Source organism: Methylobacterium sp. D48H, from assembly GCF_053345715.1.
In genome coordinates this window covers 29,469-45,715 of the sequence record NZ_JBKFAP010000024.1, presented here as the reverse complement: position 1 = coordinate 45,715, position 16,247 = coordinate 29,469, and the positions used below count along the sequence as shown (strand labels likewise).

Annotated in this window: 14 protein-coding genes; 9 read left to right on the top strand and 5 right to left on the bottom strand. The window is 68.1% G+C overall.

From position 1 onward, the window contains the following. Positions 1-17: 17 nt before the first annotated feature. The 3 genes from ACLBX8_RS25975 (at position 18) to ACLBX8_RS25965 (ending at position 4,451) form a co-directional block, all read left to right on the top strand. On the top strand, positions 18-3,161 hold the full coding sequence (locus tag ACLBX8_RS25975) for a multidrug efflux RND transporter permease subunit (protein ID WP_447716007.1): 3,144 nt from the start codon (positions 18-20) through the stop codon (positions 3,159-3,161). A 244-nt stretch (positions 3,162-3,405) separates the two neighbouring features. After that, the gene (locus tag ACLBX8_RS25970) at positions 3,406-3,870 is read left to right on the top strand and encodes a nuclear transport factor 2 family protein (protein WP_020095776.1); all 465 of its coding nucleotides are present in this window, start codon (positions 3,406-3,408) and stop codon (positions 3,868-3,870) included. Further along, the gene (locus tag ACLBX8_RS25965; RefSeq protein WP_447716006.1) at positions 3,867-4,451 is read left to right on the top strand and encodes a TetR/AcrR family transcriptional regulator; all 585 of its coding nucleotides are present in this window, start codon (positions 3,867-3,869) and stop codon (positions 4,449-4,451) included. The genes ACLBX8_RS25970 and ACLBX8_RS25965 overlap by 4 nt, the downstream gene beginning before the upstream one ends. A gap of 1,323 nt (positions 4,452-5,774) precedes the next feature. Here ACLBX8_RS25965 and ACLBX8_RS25960 read toward each other — a convergent pair. Genes ACLBX8_RS25960 through ACLBX8_RS25950 form a run of 3 tightly spaced genes read right to left on the bottom strand, consistent with a single transcriptional unit; the run spans position 5,775 to position 9,064 of the window. Continuing rightward, positions 5,775-6,944: an SRPBCC domain-containing protein gene (locus ACLBX8_RS25960; RefSeq protein WP_447716005.1), complete on the bottom strand. Its 1,170-nt coding sequence runs from the start codon at positions 6,942-6,944 to the stop codon at positions 5,775-5,777. Positions 6,945-6,959: 15 nt separating this feature from the next. Further along, on the bottom strand, positions 6,960-8,669 hold the full coding sequence (locus ACLBX8_RS25955) for an MFS transporter (protein ID WP_447716004.1): 1,710 nt from the start codon (positions 8,667-8,669) through the stop codon (positions 6,960-6,962). A 47-nt stretch (positions 8,670-8,716) separates the two neighbouring features. Beyond that, entirely contained in the window at positions 8,717-9,064 is a 348-nt protein-coding gene (locus ACLBX8_RS25950) for an ArsR/SmtB family transcription factor (protein ID WP_447698920.1), read from the bottom strand. Between the two features lie 409 nt (positions 9,065-9,473). On the opposite strand from ACLBX8_RS25950, the gene ACLBX8_RS25945 reads away from it, so the two are divergent. From ACLBX8_RS25945 to ACLBX8_RS25935, 3 genes are all read left to right on the top strand, one after another. Beyond that, complete coding sequence (locus tag ACLBX8_RS25945) at positions 9,474-10,220, top strand: substrate-binding domain-containing protein (protein ID WP_447698919.1); 747 nt, start codon at positions 9,474-9,476, stop codon at positions 10,218-10,220. Positions 10,221-10,568: 348 nt separating this feature from the next. Further along, positions 10,569-12,074, top strand: coding sequence for an integrase arm-type DNA-binding domain-containing protein (locus ACLBX8_RS25940; protein WP_447716003.1), 1,506 nt, complete (start codon positions 10,569-10,571; stop codon positions 12,072-12,074). Between the two features lie 176 nt (positions 12,075-12,250). Then, positions 12,251-12,808, top strand: a complete 558-nt coding sequence (locus ACLBX8_RS25935) for a metallophosphoesterase (protein ID WP_447716002.1) — start codon at positions 12,251-12,253, stop codon at positions 12,806-12,808. 351 nt (positions 12,809-13,159) lie between these two features. Here ACLBX8_RS25935 and ACLBX8_RS25930 read toward each other — a convergent pair whose 3' ends face one another. Next, positions 13,160-13,663, bottom strand: coding sequence for a hypothetical protein (locus tag ACLBX8_RS25930; RefSeq protein WP_447716001.1), 504 nt, complete (start codon positions 13,661-13,663; stop codon positions 13,160-13,162). Positions 13,664-14,044: 381 nt separating this feature from the next. Between ACLBX8_RS25930 and ACLBX8_RS25925 the strand changes: the two genes are divergently transcribed. Together ACLBX8_RS25925 and ACLBX8_RS25920 are read left to right on the top strand one after the other, a co-directional pair. Next, a complete protein-coding gene (locus tag ACLBX8_RS25925; RefSeq protein ID WP_447716000.1) occupies positions 14,045-14,299 on the top strand; it encodes a hypothetical protein in 255 nt (84 codons plus the stop codon). Further along, the gene (locus ACLBX8_RS25920; RefSeq protein ID WP_447715999.1) at positions 14,296-14,916 is read left to right on the top strand and encodes a hypothetical protein; all 621 of its coding nucleotides are present in this window, start codon (positions 14,296-14,298) and stop codon (positions 14,914-14,916) included. The genes ACLBX8_RS25925 and ACLBX8_RS25920 overlap by 4 nt, the downstream gene beginning before the upstream one ends. Positions 14,917-15,031: 115 nt before the next feature. Here ACLBX8_RS25920 and ACLBX8_RS25915 read toward each other — a convergent pair whose 3' ends face one another. Then, positions 15,032-15,334, bottom strand: a complete 303-nt coding sequence (locus ACLBX8_RS25915) for a hypothetical protein (RefSeq protein WP_447715998.1) — start codon at positions 15,332-15,334, stop codon at positions 15,032-15,034. Between the two features lie 240 nt (positions 15,335-15,574). On the opposite strand from ACLBX8_RS25915, the gene ACLBX8_RS25910 reads away from it, so the two are divergent. Then, on the top strand, positions 15,575-16,081 hold the full coding sequence (locus ACLBX8_RS25910) for a hypothetical protein (protein WP_447715997.1): 507 nt from the start codon (positions 15,575-15,577) through the stop codon (positions 16,079-16,081). The last annotated feature ends 166 nt before the right edge of the window (positions 16,082-16,247 follow it).

Genomic DNA, 16,247 nt, shown 5'->3' with positions numbered 1-16,247 from the left:
CGCGCCGGGACCGCACCATGACCCGCTTCTTCATCGCGCGCCCGATCTTCGCCTGGGCGATCTCCATCTTCATCGTGCTGGTGGGGGCGATCTCCCTCGCGTTCCTGCCGGTCTCGCAATACCCGGACGTGGCGCCCGTCACGATCCAGGTGAGCGCGACCTATCCCGGTTCTCCGCCCGAGCGGCTCTACGACGGGGTCACGCGCATCATCGAGGAGGAGCTGAACGGCATCCCCGGGCTGATGTACTTCGAGAGCACCAGCGACACGTCCGGCATGGCGCAGATCATGGCGTCCTTCGCGCCGGGCTCGGACCCGTCGAAGGCGACGGTGGCGGTGCAGAACCGGATCAAGCGCATCGAGGCGCGCCTGCCCCGGGCGGTCACGCAGCAGGGCGTCATCGTCGAGGAGGCCAGCACCAGCTTCCTGCAGTTCGTCACCGTCTCCTCGAAGGACGGCTCCTTGAGCGAGACCGACCTCGGCGACATCGCCGCCCGCCGCCTCCTCGGCGAGTTGCGACGGGTGCCGGGCGTCGGCCGGGCCACCCTGTTCTCGTCCGAGAAGGCGCTGCGCATCTGGATCGACCCGGTCAAGCTCGTCGGGTTCGGGATGACGCCGGGCGACGTCACGGCCGCGGTGGGTGCGCAGAACGCGCAGGTCGCTTCAGGGACCGTCGGCGCGCAGCCCGCGGCCGAGGGCCAGCGCATCGCCGCGAACGTGCTTGTGAAAGGGCAGCTGACCACGCCCGCCGAGTTCGCGGAGATCGTGCTGCGCGCCAACCCCGACGGGTCGCTCGTGCGCCTGCGCGACGTGGCCGAGGTCGAGCTCGGCGGCCAGTCCTACACGATGCAGACCCGCCTCGACGGGCGCCCGGCCGCCGGCATCGGCATCCAGCTCGCCCCGGGCGCGAACGCGCTCGCGGCCGCCGGCGGCGTCAAGGCGAAGCTCGCCCAGCTCCAGCGCACGCTGCCCGCCAACATCCGGGTGACGGTGCCCTACGACACCACGCCCTTCGTCGAGGTGTCGATCCGGAAGGTGCTGATGACGCTCGCCGAGGCGATGGCCCTCGTCTTCGCGGTGATGTTCCTGTTCCTGCAGAACGTCCGCTACACCCTCATCCCGACCATCGTGGTGCCGGTGGCGCTGCTCGGCACCTGCGGCGCGCTGCTGCTCGCCGGCTTCTCGATCAACGTGCTGACCATGTTCGGCATGGTGCTGGCCATCGGCATCCTGGTCGACGACGCCATCGTGGTGGTCGAGAACGTCGAGCGCATCATGGGCGAGGAGGGGCTCCCGCCGAGGGAGGCCACCGCCAAGGCGATGGGCCAGATCACCGGCGCCATCGTCGGCATCACCTCGGTGCTGGTCGCGGTGTTCGTGCCGCTCGCCTTCTTCCCCGGCTCGGTCGGGGTGATCTACCGGCAGTTCGCCGTCAGCATGGCGACCTCGATCGCCTTCTCGGCCTTCCTGGCCCTCTCGCTGACGCCCGCGCTCTGCGCCACGCTGCTGAAGCCGGTCGAGAAGGGCCACCATCATGCCAAGGTCGGCTTCTTCGGCTGGTTCAACCGCCGCTTCCACGCCGGCACGGGGTCCTACCGGTCCGGCGTGGCGGGCCTGCTGCGCCGGCCCGTTCGGGCGCTCCTGGTGTACGGCCTCCTCGTGGCCGCGCTCGGCTGGGGCTACTGGCGCATGCCGTCGAGCTTCCTGCCCATCGAGGACCAGGGCTACGTCATCGTCGACGCGCAGACCCCGCCGGAATCTGCCACCGGCCGCACGCTCGACGTGGCCAAGCGCATCGAGGAGCACTTCGCCAAGGAGCCCGGCATCGACAGCCAGACGCTGCTCCTCGGGTTCGGCTTCTCGGGCCAGGGGCAGAACGCGGCCATCAACTTCGTCGGGCTGAAGCCCTGGGGCGAGCGCGGGCCGCAGGACAGTGCCGACGCCATCACGGCCCGCGCCAACGCCGCCCTCGGCGGCCTGCCCGACGCCATCGCCATGTCGCTCTCGCCGCCGGCCATCGACTCGCTCGGCAATTCGAGCGGCTTCGCCTTCCGCCTCCAGGACAAGGCGCAGCAGGGCCACGCGGCGCTGGCGGCCGCGCGCGACCAGCTCATCAAGGCGGCGTCCCAGAGCCCGATCCTGCAGGGCGTCTACGTCGAGGGCCTGCCGACCGCGCCGCAGATCGAGCTCGTCCTCGACCGGCAGAAGGCCAGCGCGCTGGGTGTCACCTTCGCCGACATCAACGACGCCCTCTCTACGAGCCTCGGCTCGGCCTACGTCAACGACTTCCCGAACCAGGCGCGGATGCAGCGGGTGATCGTCCAGGCCGAGGCGGCCCGGCGCATGAAGGCGGAGGATCTGCTCGACCTCAACGTCCGCAACGCCAAGGGGCAGATGGTGCCGTTCCAGTCCTTCGCCCGGGTGCAATGGACGATGGGCCCGTCGCAGGTCGTGGGCTTCAACGGCTACCCGAGCATCAAGATCTCCGGCAGCGCCGCCCCCGGCTACGCCAGCGGCGACGCCATGGCCGAGATGGAGCGGCTGGCGGGGCAGTTGCCGCCGGGCTTCGACTTCGCCTGGACCGGGCAATCGCTGCAGGAGAAGCTGTCGGGCTCCCAGGCAGTCTATCTGCTGGCGCTGGCGCTGTTCTGCGTCTTCCTCTGCCTGGCCGCGCTCTACGAGAGCTGGTCGATCCCGCTCGCCGTGCTGCTCGTGGTGCCGACCGGCGTGGTCGGCGCGGTCTTCGCGATGCTGATGCGGGACATGCCGAACGACGTCTACTTTAAGGTCGGCCTGATCACGGTGATCGGCCTGACCGCGAAGAACGCCATCCTGATCATCGAGGTGGCCAAGGACTTCGTGGCCAGGGGCGTGCCCGTCCGGGAGGCGGCGCTGGAGGCATGCGAGCTGCGCTTCCGGCCCATCGTCATGACCTCGTTCGCCTTCATCCTCGGCGTCGTGCCGCTCGCCGTCGCGACGGGGGCCAGCATGAACAGCCAGCGGGCCATCGGCACGGGCGTTCTCGGCGGCATGGTCACCGCGACGGTGCTCGCCGTCTTCGTCACGCCGCTCTTCTACGTCCTGATCGCGCGGGTCTTCGGTTCCGCGGCGGCCGGCCAGCCGGAGGCCAGTCCCGTCCGGCGCGGCATCCCGGTGCCCTGAGGGTGCTCATCCTTGCCAGGGGCGCGGCGGGACATCCCTCCGCTGACGCGAGCCGCGCAGCCGCAGGAGAACGACGGGGTCGGGTGGGTTTCCGCGGGTCCGCTTCGGGAACGGCACTCCGGAAAAGATGCCCTTCGCCGCTTGCAGATTTCCCGACCGAGAGCCGGAGGGCTTTCAGGGCGCTTGATCTATCGGCGCCCATGTTGTACCGAACGGTACAACATGGCTCTGAGAGGTGATCCCGATGTCCCGACCCCCGCTTCCCCCGTTCACCGAGGAATCCGCGATCCAGAAGGTGCGTCTCGCCGAGGATGGCTGGAACACGCGCGACGCTGCCAAGGTCGCGCAGGCCTATACGCCCGACACGCGCTGGCGGAACCGCGTCGAGTTCGCGACCAACCGCGAGGAGGCGCAAGCTTTCCTCACTCGGAAGTGGAACAAGGAGCACGAATACAGACTGATCAAGCAGTTGTGGGCCTTCACCGGCAACCGTATCGCGGTGCGCTATGCCTACGAGTATCGCGACGACGGCGGGCACTGGTTCCGCGCCTACGGCAATGAGAACTGGGAGTTCGCCGAAGACGGATTGATGGCGCACCGTCATGCCAGCATCAACGAGATGCCGATCACCGAGGCGGAACGGAAGTTCCGTTGGCCGCTCGGGCGCAGACCCGACGATCACCCCTCGCTGAGTGACCTGGGCCTTTGAGCACGAAGCGCGTCCTCACCGAACGGGCCGGTGCCGTGCCGGCACTCGCGGAAGCGTTCCGCGAGCACGGGTTCGAGGGCGCGAGCCTGTCGGTGCTGTCGAAGGCGACCGGCCTCGGCAAGGGCAGCCTCTACAACTTCTTTCCCGGCGGGAAGGAAGAGATGATGGAGGCGGTTCTCGCCGACATAGACGCTTGGTTCGAGAAGGTCATCTTCTCGACGCTGGAGCATGCGCGCGATCCGACAGCGGCCGTCACGTCCATGATCGAGGATGTGACGGAATACTTCCGATCCGGCAGGAGAGTCTGTCTCGTCGGCTGCATTGGCCTGAATGCCTCCGGAGCCGTTTTCGCGAAGCGGATAAGGAGCTACTTCGCGCGCTGGATATCGGCTCTGGCCCGGTGCCTGAGAGCCGGCGGCGTTCACGAACCGCAAGCCTCGCAACTCGCTGAGGAGGCGGTTTCCGGGATACAGGGCGCGATCGTGCTGGCGCGAGCCTTAAAGGACGATGCCGTCTTTCTCCGGGTGGTTCATCGACAGCGTTCTGTCTTGATCGATGCCATCGCCAATTCTAGCGCATAGTGATAAAATTCTGATCATTTGCGGTGATATACTATGACAAGTACACATTCAACGATCAGTTGCAGTTTGTAACATTTGACGTTCGCGACGAATTGTTTGCCCGGTCAAGTGTGCCCGGCGACGATCCGTCTCCACCGCGCTCAGGTCCGCATTTCTCGTCGTGCACCGGACTGGGCATATGAGACGGTGACACGGCTGCTTGCATCCGAATGTCCGGTTCGGGGATGCCGCTGAACAGGCCGGAATGGCCGTGTTGGGTCGCGAGGCGTCCGTCCTCTCTTCCGGCAGCCGGCCTTCCGAGCCGATCACCCGGCGTCCGCCAGCATCGGCCGCCGCAGACCGCCTGCACGAGCGTCTCCGACGGGTGAATCTCTGCCGTTCCGTTTCCGAGCTGCAGGGGCATCGGAGCGGACGACTTCGTTCCGCAGGCGCCCCGATCTTCCGTAATCTCGGGGATGGCCGCGGTCGCCATCTGCCTGGCTCGATCGGGCCGACGTCCAGGCCGCACGGAGCCGTGTCGCGGCTCGCAACCTGAACCAAACTGTCTTGGGAAATCTGGCGTGGTACAGCGATCGCGGCCGCCGGGTGCCGGTCCCTCGATCGACTCGACAGCCGACCGATATTTACCAAGCCGTTCGATGTCCTGGGAAGCTCCGGGGTCAGGTTGCGTAGTTGTCTTGAGACTCAACCACAGGCTGCATAATCTGCGGCTATGCGCGTCACATCCGCCATTGGCCTCGCCACCGTGTTGCTCTCAGCGGGGTCCGCCGTCGCCTTCGCCCCCGCGCTGTTCTCGGCGGGACCGGCCGCCGTAGCCCAGCTGTGTACGGAGAGTGCAGGGACCGTCTCTTGTGCGAACGGTTATGCGGGCTTCCGAGGCCCCTCGGGGAAGCTCTGGATTGGCAAGGATCGCCGGGGGACCGTGATCGTCAGCATCGATGATCGTCGGAACGATCAGGGGCCATCCCGGCGCGAGCAGGATCACGGACGCTTCGTCCTCGAGCAGGCGTGGTGAGGCTCGGATCTTTCGCCCGTCGCCGCTGCCGTGCAGTTGAGACCCGGGTCGTGGCGTGACGGGCGGTGGCTCTCTCGGAGCGCCGCCAGTGACGAGGCCGCGAGCCGTAAACTTGGTAAGGCCGTGGGAGCATCACGCCTTATCGGAGGCCGATCCAGCAGATCGCGCATCCTGCGGGTCGATGGGGTCATCGATGGTCCAGGGCTGACGAGCCGGCTCCGGAGGGAACCGATCGAGAGGATGGGCTGGCGACCCGTCGCAGACGGTCGAGACGTTTCGGCCTGTAACCGAGCCGCGGTCGTGCAGGGTCAGGTTTCCCCACGCTCCAACAGCAGGCGGTAATCGGCTAGGGTCATTGTCCCGGTGTCGCGCGGGTCGATCGCTCGCCGATCGCGGTCGGGCAGAACATCCGCGAACAGATCGATCCTCTTCCAGGCCGGGACCTCGCCCGCTCGTGCCCGCCCCGGCACGAAGCCTGACGTACTCTCCCGACGGTACCGGTGAATGTAGCGCGGGCAGTTCACGAACACCTCGGCGATATCGATCTTGAGCACCAGCTCGGCGCCAGGATGACGTTCCAGGTCCCTCGCGTCGCGGGCGATCCGCGCCGTGCCGTGGAGGCGCAGGCGGTGCGGCGTCTCGAAGTCGATGAACAGCAGGCCGAGCTTCGGGTTGGCCGCGAGATTCCCGGCCGTGAGGTACATGCCGTTGCCGTCGTAGCTCGGCAGCTCGATGACGCGCGGGCCCGCCAAGCGCACGAAGCCCCGCGCACCGCCCTTGTACGAGCAGGTCGGAAATCCCCGATGGTCGACGGACGTGATGAAGACCAGGTCCTGCCGCGCGATGAAGGCCTGCTGGGTCGCCGTGAGTTCGCTCGTGACCGACAGGCTGCGCAGCCGGTTCGCGAGGTCGCCCGTCTCGAACGCCTCTTGGAAGACCCGGTGACGGGGACCGTAGAGGTTGCTGATCGCGCCCGAGGGCGGCGCGAACACGGCCGCGTCGGGTTTCGGCGCGATGCTCCAGCGCAGGCGTTCCAGGCAGATCGCCCAGGCCGCCCTGTACCGGTCGGCGGTGTCCTGGCGGTCGAGCCGCGTATGAGAGAGCGTCAGCTCGGTGACGTCGACCCCGAGGGGGCGCAGGTCGATCTCGACGCGCGACGGCGGTCCGGCGAGCGGTCCGTCGCCGGCGTAGTGCCACGTCATCGCGAGGCGCCGCGGCGGCACGATCTCCAGGTACTCGCCGGACACCGCGTAGGCACGCCCGTCCGGATTGCAGCCTTCGAGGCTGAAGCGGCCGCCGACCCGCAGGTCGCAGCTCGCGTCGCGGACCTCGCCGGCCCCCGGCGTGAGCCAGCGGGCGAGGCGGCGCGGGTCGGTGCAGGCCTCGAACACCAGGGCCGCGGCGGCATCGAGCTGCCGGACCAGGGCGATGGCGATCCGCTGGGGGAGGGACGCGGCGTCGGGCGCGGTGTCGGACATGGCGTGGGCGATCCGTCAGGCGATGGCGTCGAGGGCACGGCCCCGCGTCTCTTGCAGGCACAGCGCCGCGACGAGGAAGGCGACGGCGAGCACGGTCAGCGCGTACCAGAGGCCGGCATAGATGTTCCCTGTCGCCGTGAAGGCCGAGAAGGCGATGGCCGGCAGGAACCCGCCGAACCAGCCGCCGACGGCGTACGGCACGGACAGCGCCGTGGTTCGGATGCGCGTCGGAAACAGCTCGATCATCCAGGCGGCGAGGGGGGCCGAGGCCAGGGCCACGAACACGTTGAGGAGGCTGAGGAGGGCGATCAGCGCCGGCAGGTTCGTCTTGGCCGGATCGGCCCTGGCCGGATAGCCCGAGGCCGCGACCGCGCTCGACAGGGCCTTGCCGAAATCGGCTGTCCGTGCCCCGAGCGTCGCCTTGTCGAGCCCGGTCCCGTCGAAGGAGGCGAGACTCGCCTCGCCGATCTCGATCCGCACCGGGCTGCCGACCGGCAGATCACGCGTCGCATAGGGGATGCCGAGCTTGGCCACCGCCCGCCGGGCGAGGTCGCAGGGGCTCTCGAACCGGGCGATGCCGAACGGGTCGAACTGGCGGCTGCACCCGGCCGGATCGGCGGCGACCACGACGGGCTTGGCCGCGACGGCCGCCGCGAGGTCGGGATGGGCGAAGCGCGTCACGCCGGCGTAGACCGGCCATGCCAGCAGCGCCGTGCCGAGGAAGCCCGCGAGCATGACCGGCTTGCGGCCGATCCGGTCCGAGAGCCAGCCCGCCGCGACCATGCAGGCGACGAGGGCGAGGCTGGAGCCGAGGATCGTGTAGTGCAGCAGGAACGGATCGATCTTCAGGTTCAGCATCAGCAGGTAGATCGGGTAGGACCCCGTCGCGCTGGCCACCGATTGCCCGGCGACGAGACCGAACAGGACGAGGAGCAGGATCCGCAGGTTCGCCCATCGCCCGAGGGCCTCGCGGACCGGCCGGCGCGAGCCGCCCCCGCCCCGGCGCATCCGCAGGAAGACCGGGGATTCCTGCAGCTTCAGCCGCATGTAGACCGAGACCAGCATCAGCACGGCCGAGAGCAGGAAGGGGATCCGCCAGCCCCAAGCCTCGAAGGCGGCCTTGCCCAGCACGGACTCGCAGGCGATCACGACGAGGATCGCCAGAACGAGGCCGCAGGCCATGGTGATGCCCACCGCGCTCGTCGCCAAGCCGCGCCGGTCCGCGGAGGCGTGCTCGGCGATGTAGGTCACGGCACCGCCGAACTCGCCCCCGAAGGCGAGGCCCTGCACGATGCGCAGGCTCACGAGCAGCGCCGGCGAGGCGACGCCGATGGCCGCGTAGGTCGGCAGCAGCCCGATGGCCACCGTCGCGCCGCCCATGATCACGATGGTCAGGAGGAAGGCGTATTTTCGGCCGACGCGGTCCCCCAAGGGGCCGAAGATCAAACCGCCGAAGGGCCGGGCGAGGAAGGTCACGGCCGCGGAGAGCAGGGTGAAGATATAGGCGTAGGCCTCGTCGAGGCCCGAGAAGAACTGCCGGGCGATGATGGCGGCCATCGGCCCGAACAGGACGAGATCGTAGGCCTCGAACACCGCACCGAGCGACGAGGCCAGGATCACCCGCCGGATGCGGGTCCGCTCCTCCGGGACGCGCCCCGGCGCGATCGCGCGGGGCGCCTGTCCGGCGCGCGCGGAGGGACGAGGGACGGCGATGTCCTGAGCCATGATGGTCCTCCCCAAATCTTCGAGTCGTCGGCGGGCGGGATGCGGGCTCAGGGCGGTCCCGCCTCCCGCTTCATCTCCACGAGCAGGTCCTCCAGGGCATCGAGACGCGCGGTCCAGAAGACTTCGTAGGCCTGGAGCCACCGGTGAGCCTCCATCAGGGCCATCGGCTCGAGGCGGCAGAGATGCGAGCGCCCGCGCACCTGCCGCGTCACGAGCCCGGCGGCCTCCAGGGTCTTCACATGCTTCGAGACGGCGACGCTCGACATCGGAAAGGCCGGCGCGAGCTCGGCGAGCTTGAGCGGTTTGTCGGCCAGCATCCGCACGATCGCCCGACGCGTCGGATCGGCGAGGGCGTGGAACAGGGCGTCCAGCGTCGCGTCGGATAAGTAAACCATACGGTATTATGAAAAACCAATTGGTTTTATGTCAAGACGTTCTCTCGGATGGGCCGCGGGCGCCGCCGGTGGGGCCCAGGCCTCCAGGCGTCGATCCGCGCGCCTTCTCGGACGCCACAGGCGCGTGACGCGTCTGGACGGGAAGCGCGGCGGTGAGCGGTCTCGTGATCGGTCCCCTCGACCTTCGGAGGTTGTGGCATCGCGAACGTCGGTCCGGGTCGCCGTTCCACCGGAGCGCCGCGCGACTCGCGAGCCGAACCGGGCCGCGCAGACCACCTGTCCCCGTCATCGAGATCGGCCCCGCAGCGGCTGCGCATCGGTCCTGGTCGGGGTGGCGAGCAGATCCGTTGACCGCTACGGAGGATGCAGATGGCGGTCGTACCGCCTCGTGCTTCACGACGCCCGGGCCATGACATCGACACGTGATAGCGGACCGACGGTCACCGTTCTGATCTCCGGAGGCTTCGAGCTCGCCTATCGCATGGCGATCCCGAGCTTCGAGCAGGAAACAGGCATCAAGATCGAGACCCGGTCGGGCGCGTCGCAAGGACGTGGCCCGAAGACGATCCGCTACCAGCTTGACCACGGTGCCGAGGTCGACGTGGTCATCCTGTCCAACGAAGGGCTGCATGAACTCGTCGACGCGAGGCTGATCGCCGAGGGCTCGATTGCCGAGCTTGCGACCGCGCCCCTCGCGGCTGCCGTTCAGACGGGCGCGCCGAAGTTCGATGTCAATTCAGTCGCGGCTCTCACCCGGACCTTGCTGGATGCCCGCCTCGTCGTGATGCCGGGCAGCACCAGTGGCCTCTTCATCCAGAGGGAGATCCTTCCCGCGCTCGGCGTCGCCGACAACGTTCGCTTGAAGGTCTACCCACGAGGAACCGACTCGGCCGCCGCGCTAGCGGCCGGCGAGGCCGATCTCGCGTTGGGGCCCATCAGCGAACTCGTCAACATTCCTGGCATCGAGCCGGTCGGTGTTCTTCCCGACGCGGTCCAACTCGTCCAGACGTTCAGCGCAGCCACGGTGGCGGCGGCCAAGACCCCGGATCTGGCGGAACGGCTGATCGGGTTCCTACAGTCCGACAAGGCCGAAGCCGCGATGAGACAAGTCGGGATGGAGCCGCTGCGGTCACGTCGCGGATCGCCTGCCCAGTGATCGGCCCCCACGAGGCGGTGCGAGTTCAGCGTTCGTGCAGGGTCGATCGAGCGAGCGCGGTCGGTTTTCGAGAGGTCCGGGTCACGGCGCGGAACACGGCGGCCGTTCAGGGCGGTAATGCGCGCGAAGTGCCCGGAAGGTTAGCTGGAGCGGGCGATCGGGATCGAACCGACGACATTCAGCTTGGGAAGCTGACCGAACACGGTATTCGCGGATGCCAGGCCGCCACTCCATTTACCCTGGCATAGCTTTCACGGTGACTTAGCGCCCTTCTCGGCACAAATGCCCCTTGCCAGCGGTTCCGGGGACAGCTGGTATCCAGGCTGGCATCCACCGCTGAGGCAGGGCATGGCGACGGCGCGAAAGTCGAGGGGTACATACGTCCGGGAGCGCGTCCGGATCACCGCCGACCACACGCGAAAGGCCGCCTCGCTCATCGCCGCCGGCAAGGTCGAGGGCCGCGGCCTCGAATACGCCGACGTCGGCTGCCCGGGACTCGTCCTGCGTGTCACGCCGCTCTCGGGCGCCTGGCTCCTCAAGACGGAGCGCACGACCGTCCGCCTTGGCGACATGGATGCCCTTCCGGTGGCGGCCGCCCGGGAAGCAGCGACGCGGTCGCGCCTCGCGATGAAGGATGGGCGCCATCCCGGCGAAGACCTCCGCATGTTCGGGCAGGCCCTGCAGCGCACCGACGACGTCGCGCTGGCGGCCGAAGCTGCCTTCCCCGACGAGGTCCACACGCCGACGGACGCGCACCGGCGCCGGCACGGACCATGGACATGGGAGGATCTCGTCGAGGAGTTCCTTGCGGTCCAGCTCCCGAAGAAGAAGGCGAGCTGGGCCACCCAATTCGAGCGACACCTTCGCTACCAGGGGTTCGAGGCGATACGGTTCACGCCACTGTGCGAGCTCGACGTCGAAGCCCTGGAGAAGGTGCGTGATGCCATCACGGACGAGGTGGCGATCTCCTCCGTGGCCAGGGCGGTGAACGAGACCAAGGCGGCGCTCGATTGGGCGTGGCGGTACAAGCGCCGCCAAAGCCGGCTCGGGGCCGTGGCGTGGTGGGAGTCGTTCGACATCGAGTACGCTTCCGGCACGCGGGACCACGTCCCCACGCTGGCCGAGCTCGGTCGCACCCTTGCCCTGGCGGAGCGTCACCGCGCACTCGGATCGACCGGTCAGGAGACGACGCCCGGGACGCTCGCGGCGCTATGGGCCACGGTCCTGACGGCTCAGCGGACCGGCGCCCTCGGGGGCACGCGCCTCGACCGCATCATCCCCATGCCGGATCGGCCCGACTGGCAGGTGTGGACGTGGAGCGGGGACACGATGAAGGGTGGCAAGAGCGGCGGCCGCCCCCATGCGCTCCCTATCCCGCCGGCGGCCATCGAGGTCCTCGCCCGGTTCGAGGATCCGGACGTCGACAGCCCGTACGTGTTCCCGTCACGCATGGACGGGCGGCACGTCACCAGCGAGGGCATCGCCGGCCTCCTCGACCGCCTGCAGGGCAAGTCGAAGCCCAGCCGGGCGCCGAAGCCAGGCAAGCCGGCACGGGCGCTGACGCCGCGCACCGATCTGTTCAGGAAGCATCGGATCAGGCCGTGGGTGCCGCACGATGCCCGCCGCGCGCTCGGGACGTTCCTCGACGACGAGGACCTCGGCGGCGCGGCGTCGGCGATACTCGCTCATAAGACGGGCAAGCGCGACGACGAGCACGCCCGCCTCGAAGACGTGACTAGAAAGGTCTACGCGAAGGCCCAAAGGCTGGAGTTGAAGGCGCGTGGCATGGAGCTGTGGGTCACGGCCGTGATCGCCGCCTACGAGCGCGAGGTGGCCGCCCTGCAAAAATCCTGAAAAATCGGCACTGGTTCTGAGCATGCCTGGGCCCCGGCCAGGGGCTCGGTAAGGCCACCCTGCTAGGGCCGAGATTCGTCCCGGAGACCACGATGCGAAAACCCGCGCACGCCCCACCCATCCCCCGTTTCCCGGAGGCGTGACGCCGCGCGCGCAGCCTCCCGTAGGAGTCTGCCATGGCCGTTTTCTTTACCGCCGACTTGCACCTCGGGCACGCCAGTTTGATCACCGGCGACGTCGGCCGCACCCGCCCGTTCACCTCCATCGAGGAGCACGACGAGGCGATCATCGCCCGCTGGAACGAGACGGTCACGTCGAACTCGGACGACGTCTACGTGCTGGGGGATTTCGCCCTGGGGCTGGATGCTGAGGCCCTGGAACGGGCGTTCCGGCGCCTGCGCGGCCGCAAGCACCTAGTGGTCGGAAACCACGACCCCAAGCGGACCCTGCGTCTGGCGTGGTCGTCACAGCCCACAGACCTGCGCCGCCTCGCGGTGGACGCCGGCGACCGCCGCTACGATCTGACCCTATGCCACTACCCCATGAGGGCCTGGAGCCGTGTCCACCACGGCGCCCTGCATCTCTACGGGCACACGCACGGGGGCCTGCCCGGCACGCGGCGCAGTGCCGACGTCGGCGTCGACGTGTGGGATTTCCGGCCCGTCGGCATGGACGAGATCCTCGACCAGATGGCACTCTCGGACCGGTGGCCCGAGGAGCTTACCTACGCATGAGAAGGCCCGCCGGGCCGGGTGGCTCGACGGGCCTTCGTCATGGCTGACTGAATTCGAACGGCTCTGACGGTGCGAACACTCGCCGGGCGGCCGCAGCCTCCCGCTCGCGCTCGAACTCCTCCGCCACCTGCTCCGCGTACTGGGCACGGCGCACCGCGTTCCTTTGCAGGTTCGCAAGTACGACTTCCACGGGACGCGGATCAGGGTCGATCCAGTCTACGGTCAAGGGACAACGCATGCCCCACCTCCAATGAACCGCCGGACACCACTATCCGGAACCCCCGCCGGAGCGGGGATAATTGGAGGTGGTTAAGCGGTATCGGGGGTGGGTAAAGATCCGGTTGACGGGCCTCAGCCCAGGCCGGCTAGCGCTTCGAGATCCTCGCCCTCGGGCAGGGCGCCGGGGTCGTGACGATGGATCACGGCATCGAAATCGACGTATGCATTTCGCAACGCCTGCGCCCTGGTCGTCTCGCCCCTCATGACTTCAGAGAGTGTAGTTACGACAATCCACGGCCTGCTCGGCACCACAAATTCAGCGCGAGGTTCGAAGTATCGCGCCTTCAAGCGCCTTAAGCACCTATATTCGCTGACTATCTGCCTCTCGGGATCACCCGTTATCTTAACCATTATCCCGCAAAACGACCCATCAAGCTTATAGATCTCCATGCCTACGACAGGAGCAAATGGGTGCGCGATATCGTCCGGCAAAGTGCTGTCGATGTAGAGAGGATGGATCCACGGCTCGTGGATCCTCTCCAGGAGGCACTTTGAGGTTGCCAGGTGAGAGACAGGGCCAAGCATGGTGACATTCGGGTCAACCGGAACGTCATACCAAAACTGAAATTCCTGCACGTCAAACCTCACCGGCTGGCATTCATGCCTAGCAGGGCCGCTTGAATCGTCGGTCCGAGATCTCCCTCAAATCCGACGATCCGCGTTCACCTCTCGTCAGGTGGCGGCACGGCGACGGCCCGCATCCTCCTCCCCATCTCGCTTCTCTCCCACGCTTCGCTGCGCTCCTTCACACGCTGCAGGGCCGCGTCGAGGAATGCGCGAGACGATGGGTAGCTGACCGGCTCCGGCCGCCACGCTGAGCCGTAGGCGCGGCGCACGGCTCGGGGATCGCCCCGGCGCCGGGCGGCCGAGACGGTCTGCCGCGCGCGAGTGGGGGACGTCCCAACCTCCCCGGCGAGCTCGGTGCCGGTCCGGCCGGCGGCCCAGCCATCGAGGATTGTGATCCTTCTCGCCGCGAGAGGCGCCGTCGAGGCGATCACGCTGCAAGATCAGGATTGGGCATCGATCCAGAACGGCATCGGGTGGAGCAAGAGCATGACGTGCGACGGCCACATCCTCTCGGGCCTGGAGATGTGGACGCCGGAGCAAGCGAGCCATGCGCTCCGGCTCCTCCGCGTTTACCGCCGGCAGATCGCCCCGCACCTTCGCCAGGTCCTGTTCCCGCTGCCATTGTCGATTGCCAAGGCGGCGTGAAGATCGAGGGCGGCAACCTCGCCAAGAAGGATCGTCTCATGCGCCTCCTCGCCGTCCTCTCCGCCGTCCTCCGCGCGGTTATCCTCGCCCCTGTCCTCGTCCTCGAAGCCGGGCGGTGGGTGCTCCGCATGGTCGCCGGCCGCCAGCCCGATCCCGTCCTGCCCGCTACCTCCGCCGCGGCGGAGTATCTCGACGACACCGCCGCGGCCGGGACCCGGCTCGCGACGGTCGACGGAGTCCCCGTGCGTAGCGAGACAGGCGTGACGCTCGTCCTGGCCGCCCGTCACGCCGTTGCCGGCGGCCCCGCGGTCGATCTCGGGGGCCTGGGCGATGAGGTGCAGGTGTGGCTCGCCTCGCTTGGTGAAGACGAGCTCCAACTTCTCGCGCGGACGCCCCCGCACGTGGCGGAGGCCCTGGCGCGGGGCGAGCCGGTCCCGGGGCTGCCGCCGCTGAGAGCGGACGTGTCCGCCCCATCTGCGGATGTGTCCGGCCCCCATGCGGACGTGTCCGACGATGTGGAGCCCACGTACGTCTGGGAAGGCGATGAGCCCTCCGACGAGGCGATGCGAGCCTTGTTCGATCAGATCGAAGTCCGGCACCGCCGCCGCACCGCCTGACCGCCAGCAACCTGAAAATACGTAGGCCCGCCGGGATGACCGGTGGGCCTTTCTCTTTGACGATGGCGCTTGACCCTTGCCCGGTGCGCCTCTTTGCGGTCGCCCTGCGTCCCCGTCAGGCCGCAGTGCGGCCCCGACGCTGCAGGCCGAGGAGCTGACCCTCGGCGCGGCATGCGCGCGACCGCTGCGCCTGTGCCTCGGCCCGTGCGGCAGCGAGCTCGGCGAGGAGCGCACGCTCCCGAGCCTGCGCCTGAAGGAGACGCTGGCCGAGGGCATGGACGGATGCCTCGGCCGCGGCGTCCGCCCGGTCCCACGCGGCGCGCTCGCGAGCGGCACGGGCGCCATCGGACGCGGCCAGCAGGGCTGCCCCGAGGAGACCGCCGACGCCATCGTGGAGGACTTGAGCGTGGTTCGTCATGGCGGCCTCATGTGTCTCGCCCCCAATAGATTCAGACGCCGGACTCCTCGTCCAGCACGCCGCGCGATCGAGGTTACCGATATCCTGGGCGCTTGTGGAAAAGCCCCTCGGAGAGGCCGCCCGTGTCCGCTTGGATTTTCGTTCTTCTTTGTAGAAGTAACGGGAGACGTCGGAACAACTGGGGCATCCTCAAAGCGGACGCGGCTCGCCGGTTGCAGAGCTACGGGGCATCCGATTGGCATGCCCTTCCAGATCACCGTCAAGAACGAGAAGCCCTCCAGGGACGAGCTGACGCCCGTCGACTTGCGCGGCGTATTCGGGGACGCCATCGACGACCTGGCGGAGCAGGCCCGGCTGTATGTCGTCGAGGCGATGCCGTCCTATCTAGACCGGCCGACGCCGTACACGCTGCGCGGCATCGGGGCCGTGAAGTCGAAGGCCGAGGCGGTCGAGCTCTACGCAGAGGTCGACGTTCTGCCTCAGCAGGCCCGCTACCTCCGCTATCAGATCCTCGGGGGCGTCAGGGTCGCGGGCGACTACGGCGCGACGAGGACGGGCATCCTGATCCCCGGGCCGGATGCCGCCCGCAACGCCAATGGCAACCTGCCCCGGGGTTTACGTAAGCGCATGCTTCAGCAACTGGGCAAGGTGTGGGTCCGGATCCATCAAGGGCAGTACGTCGGCCTCATCCGGCACCGCGGCCGCAAGATGGTGGCGCTGACCGTACTGTTACCCAAGGCTCACTAAACCGCTGCGGCTCCCGCTCTACGACCTTGTCGAGGAGGCTGTGGTCGGAAGCGGCGTGCAGAACCTCGTCTGCTTGCACCTCGAAACCTTGTCCAGCTAGCATTCAACATCTCAGGTGCTCGAAATCGCAAGCTTTGCAAATGTTTGGGTGCCGTAACTGGGGCAC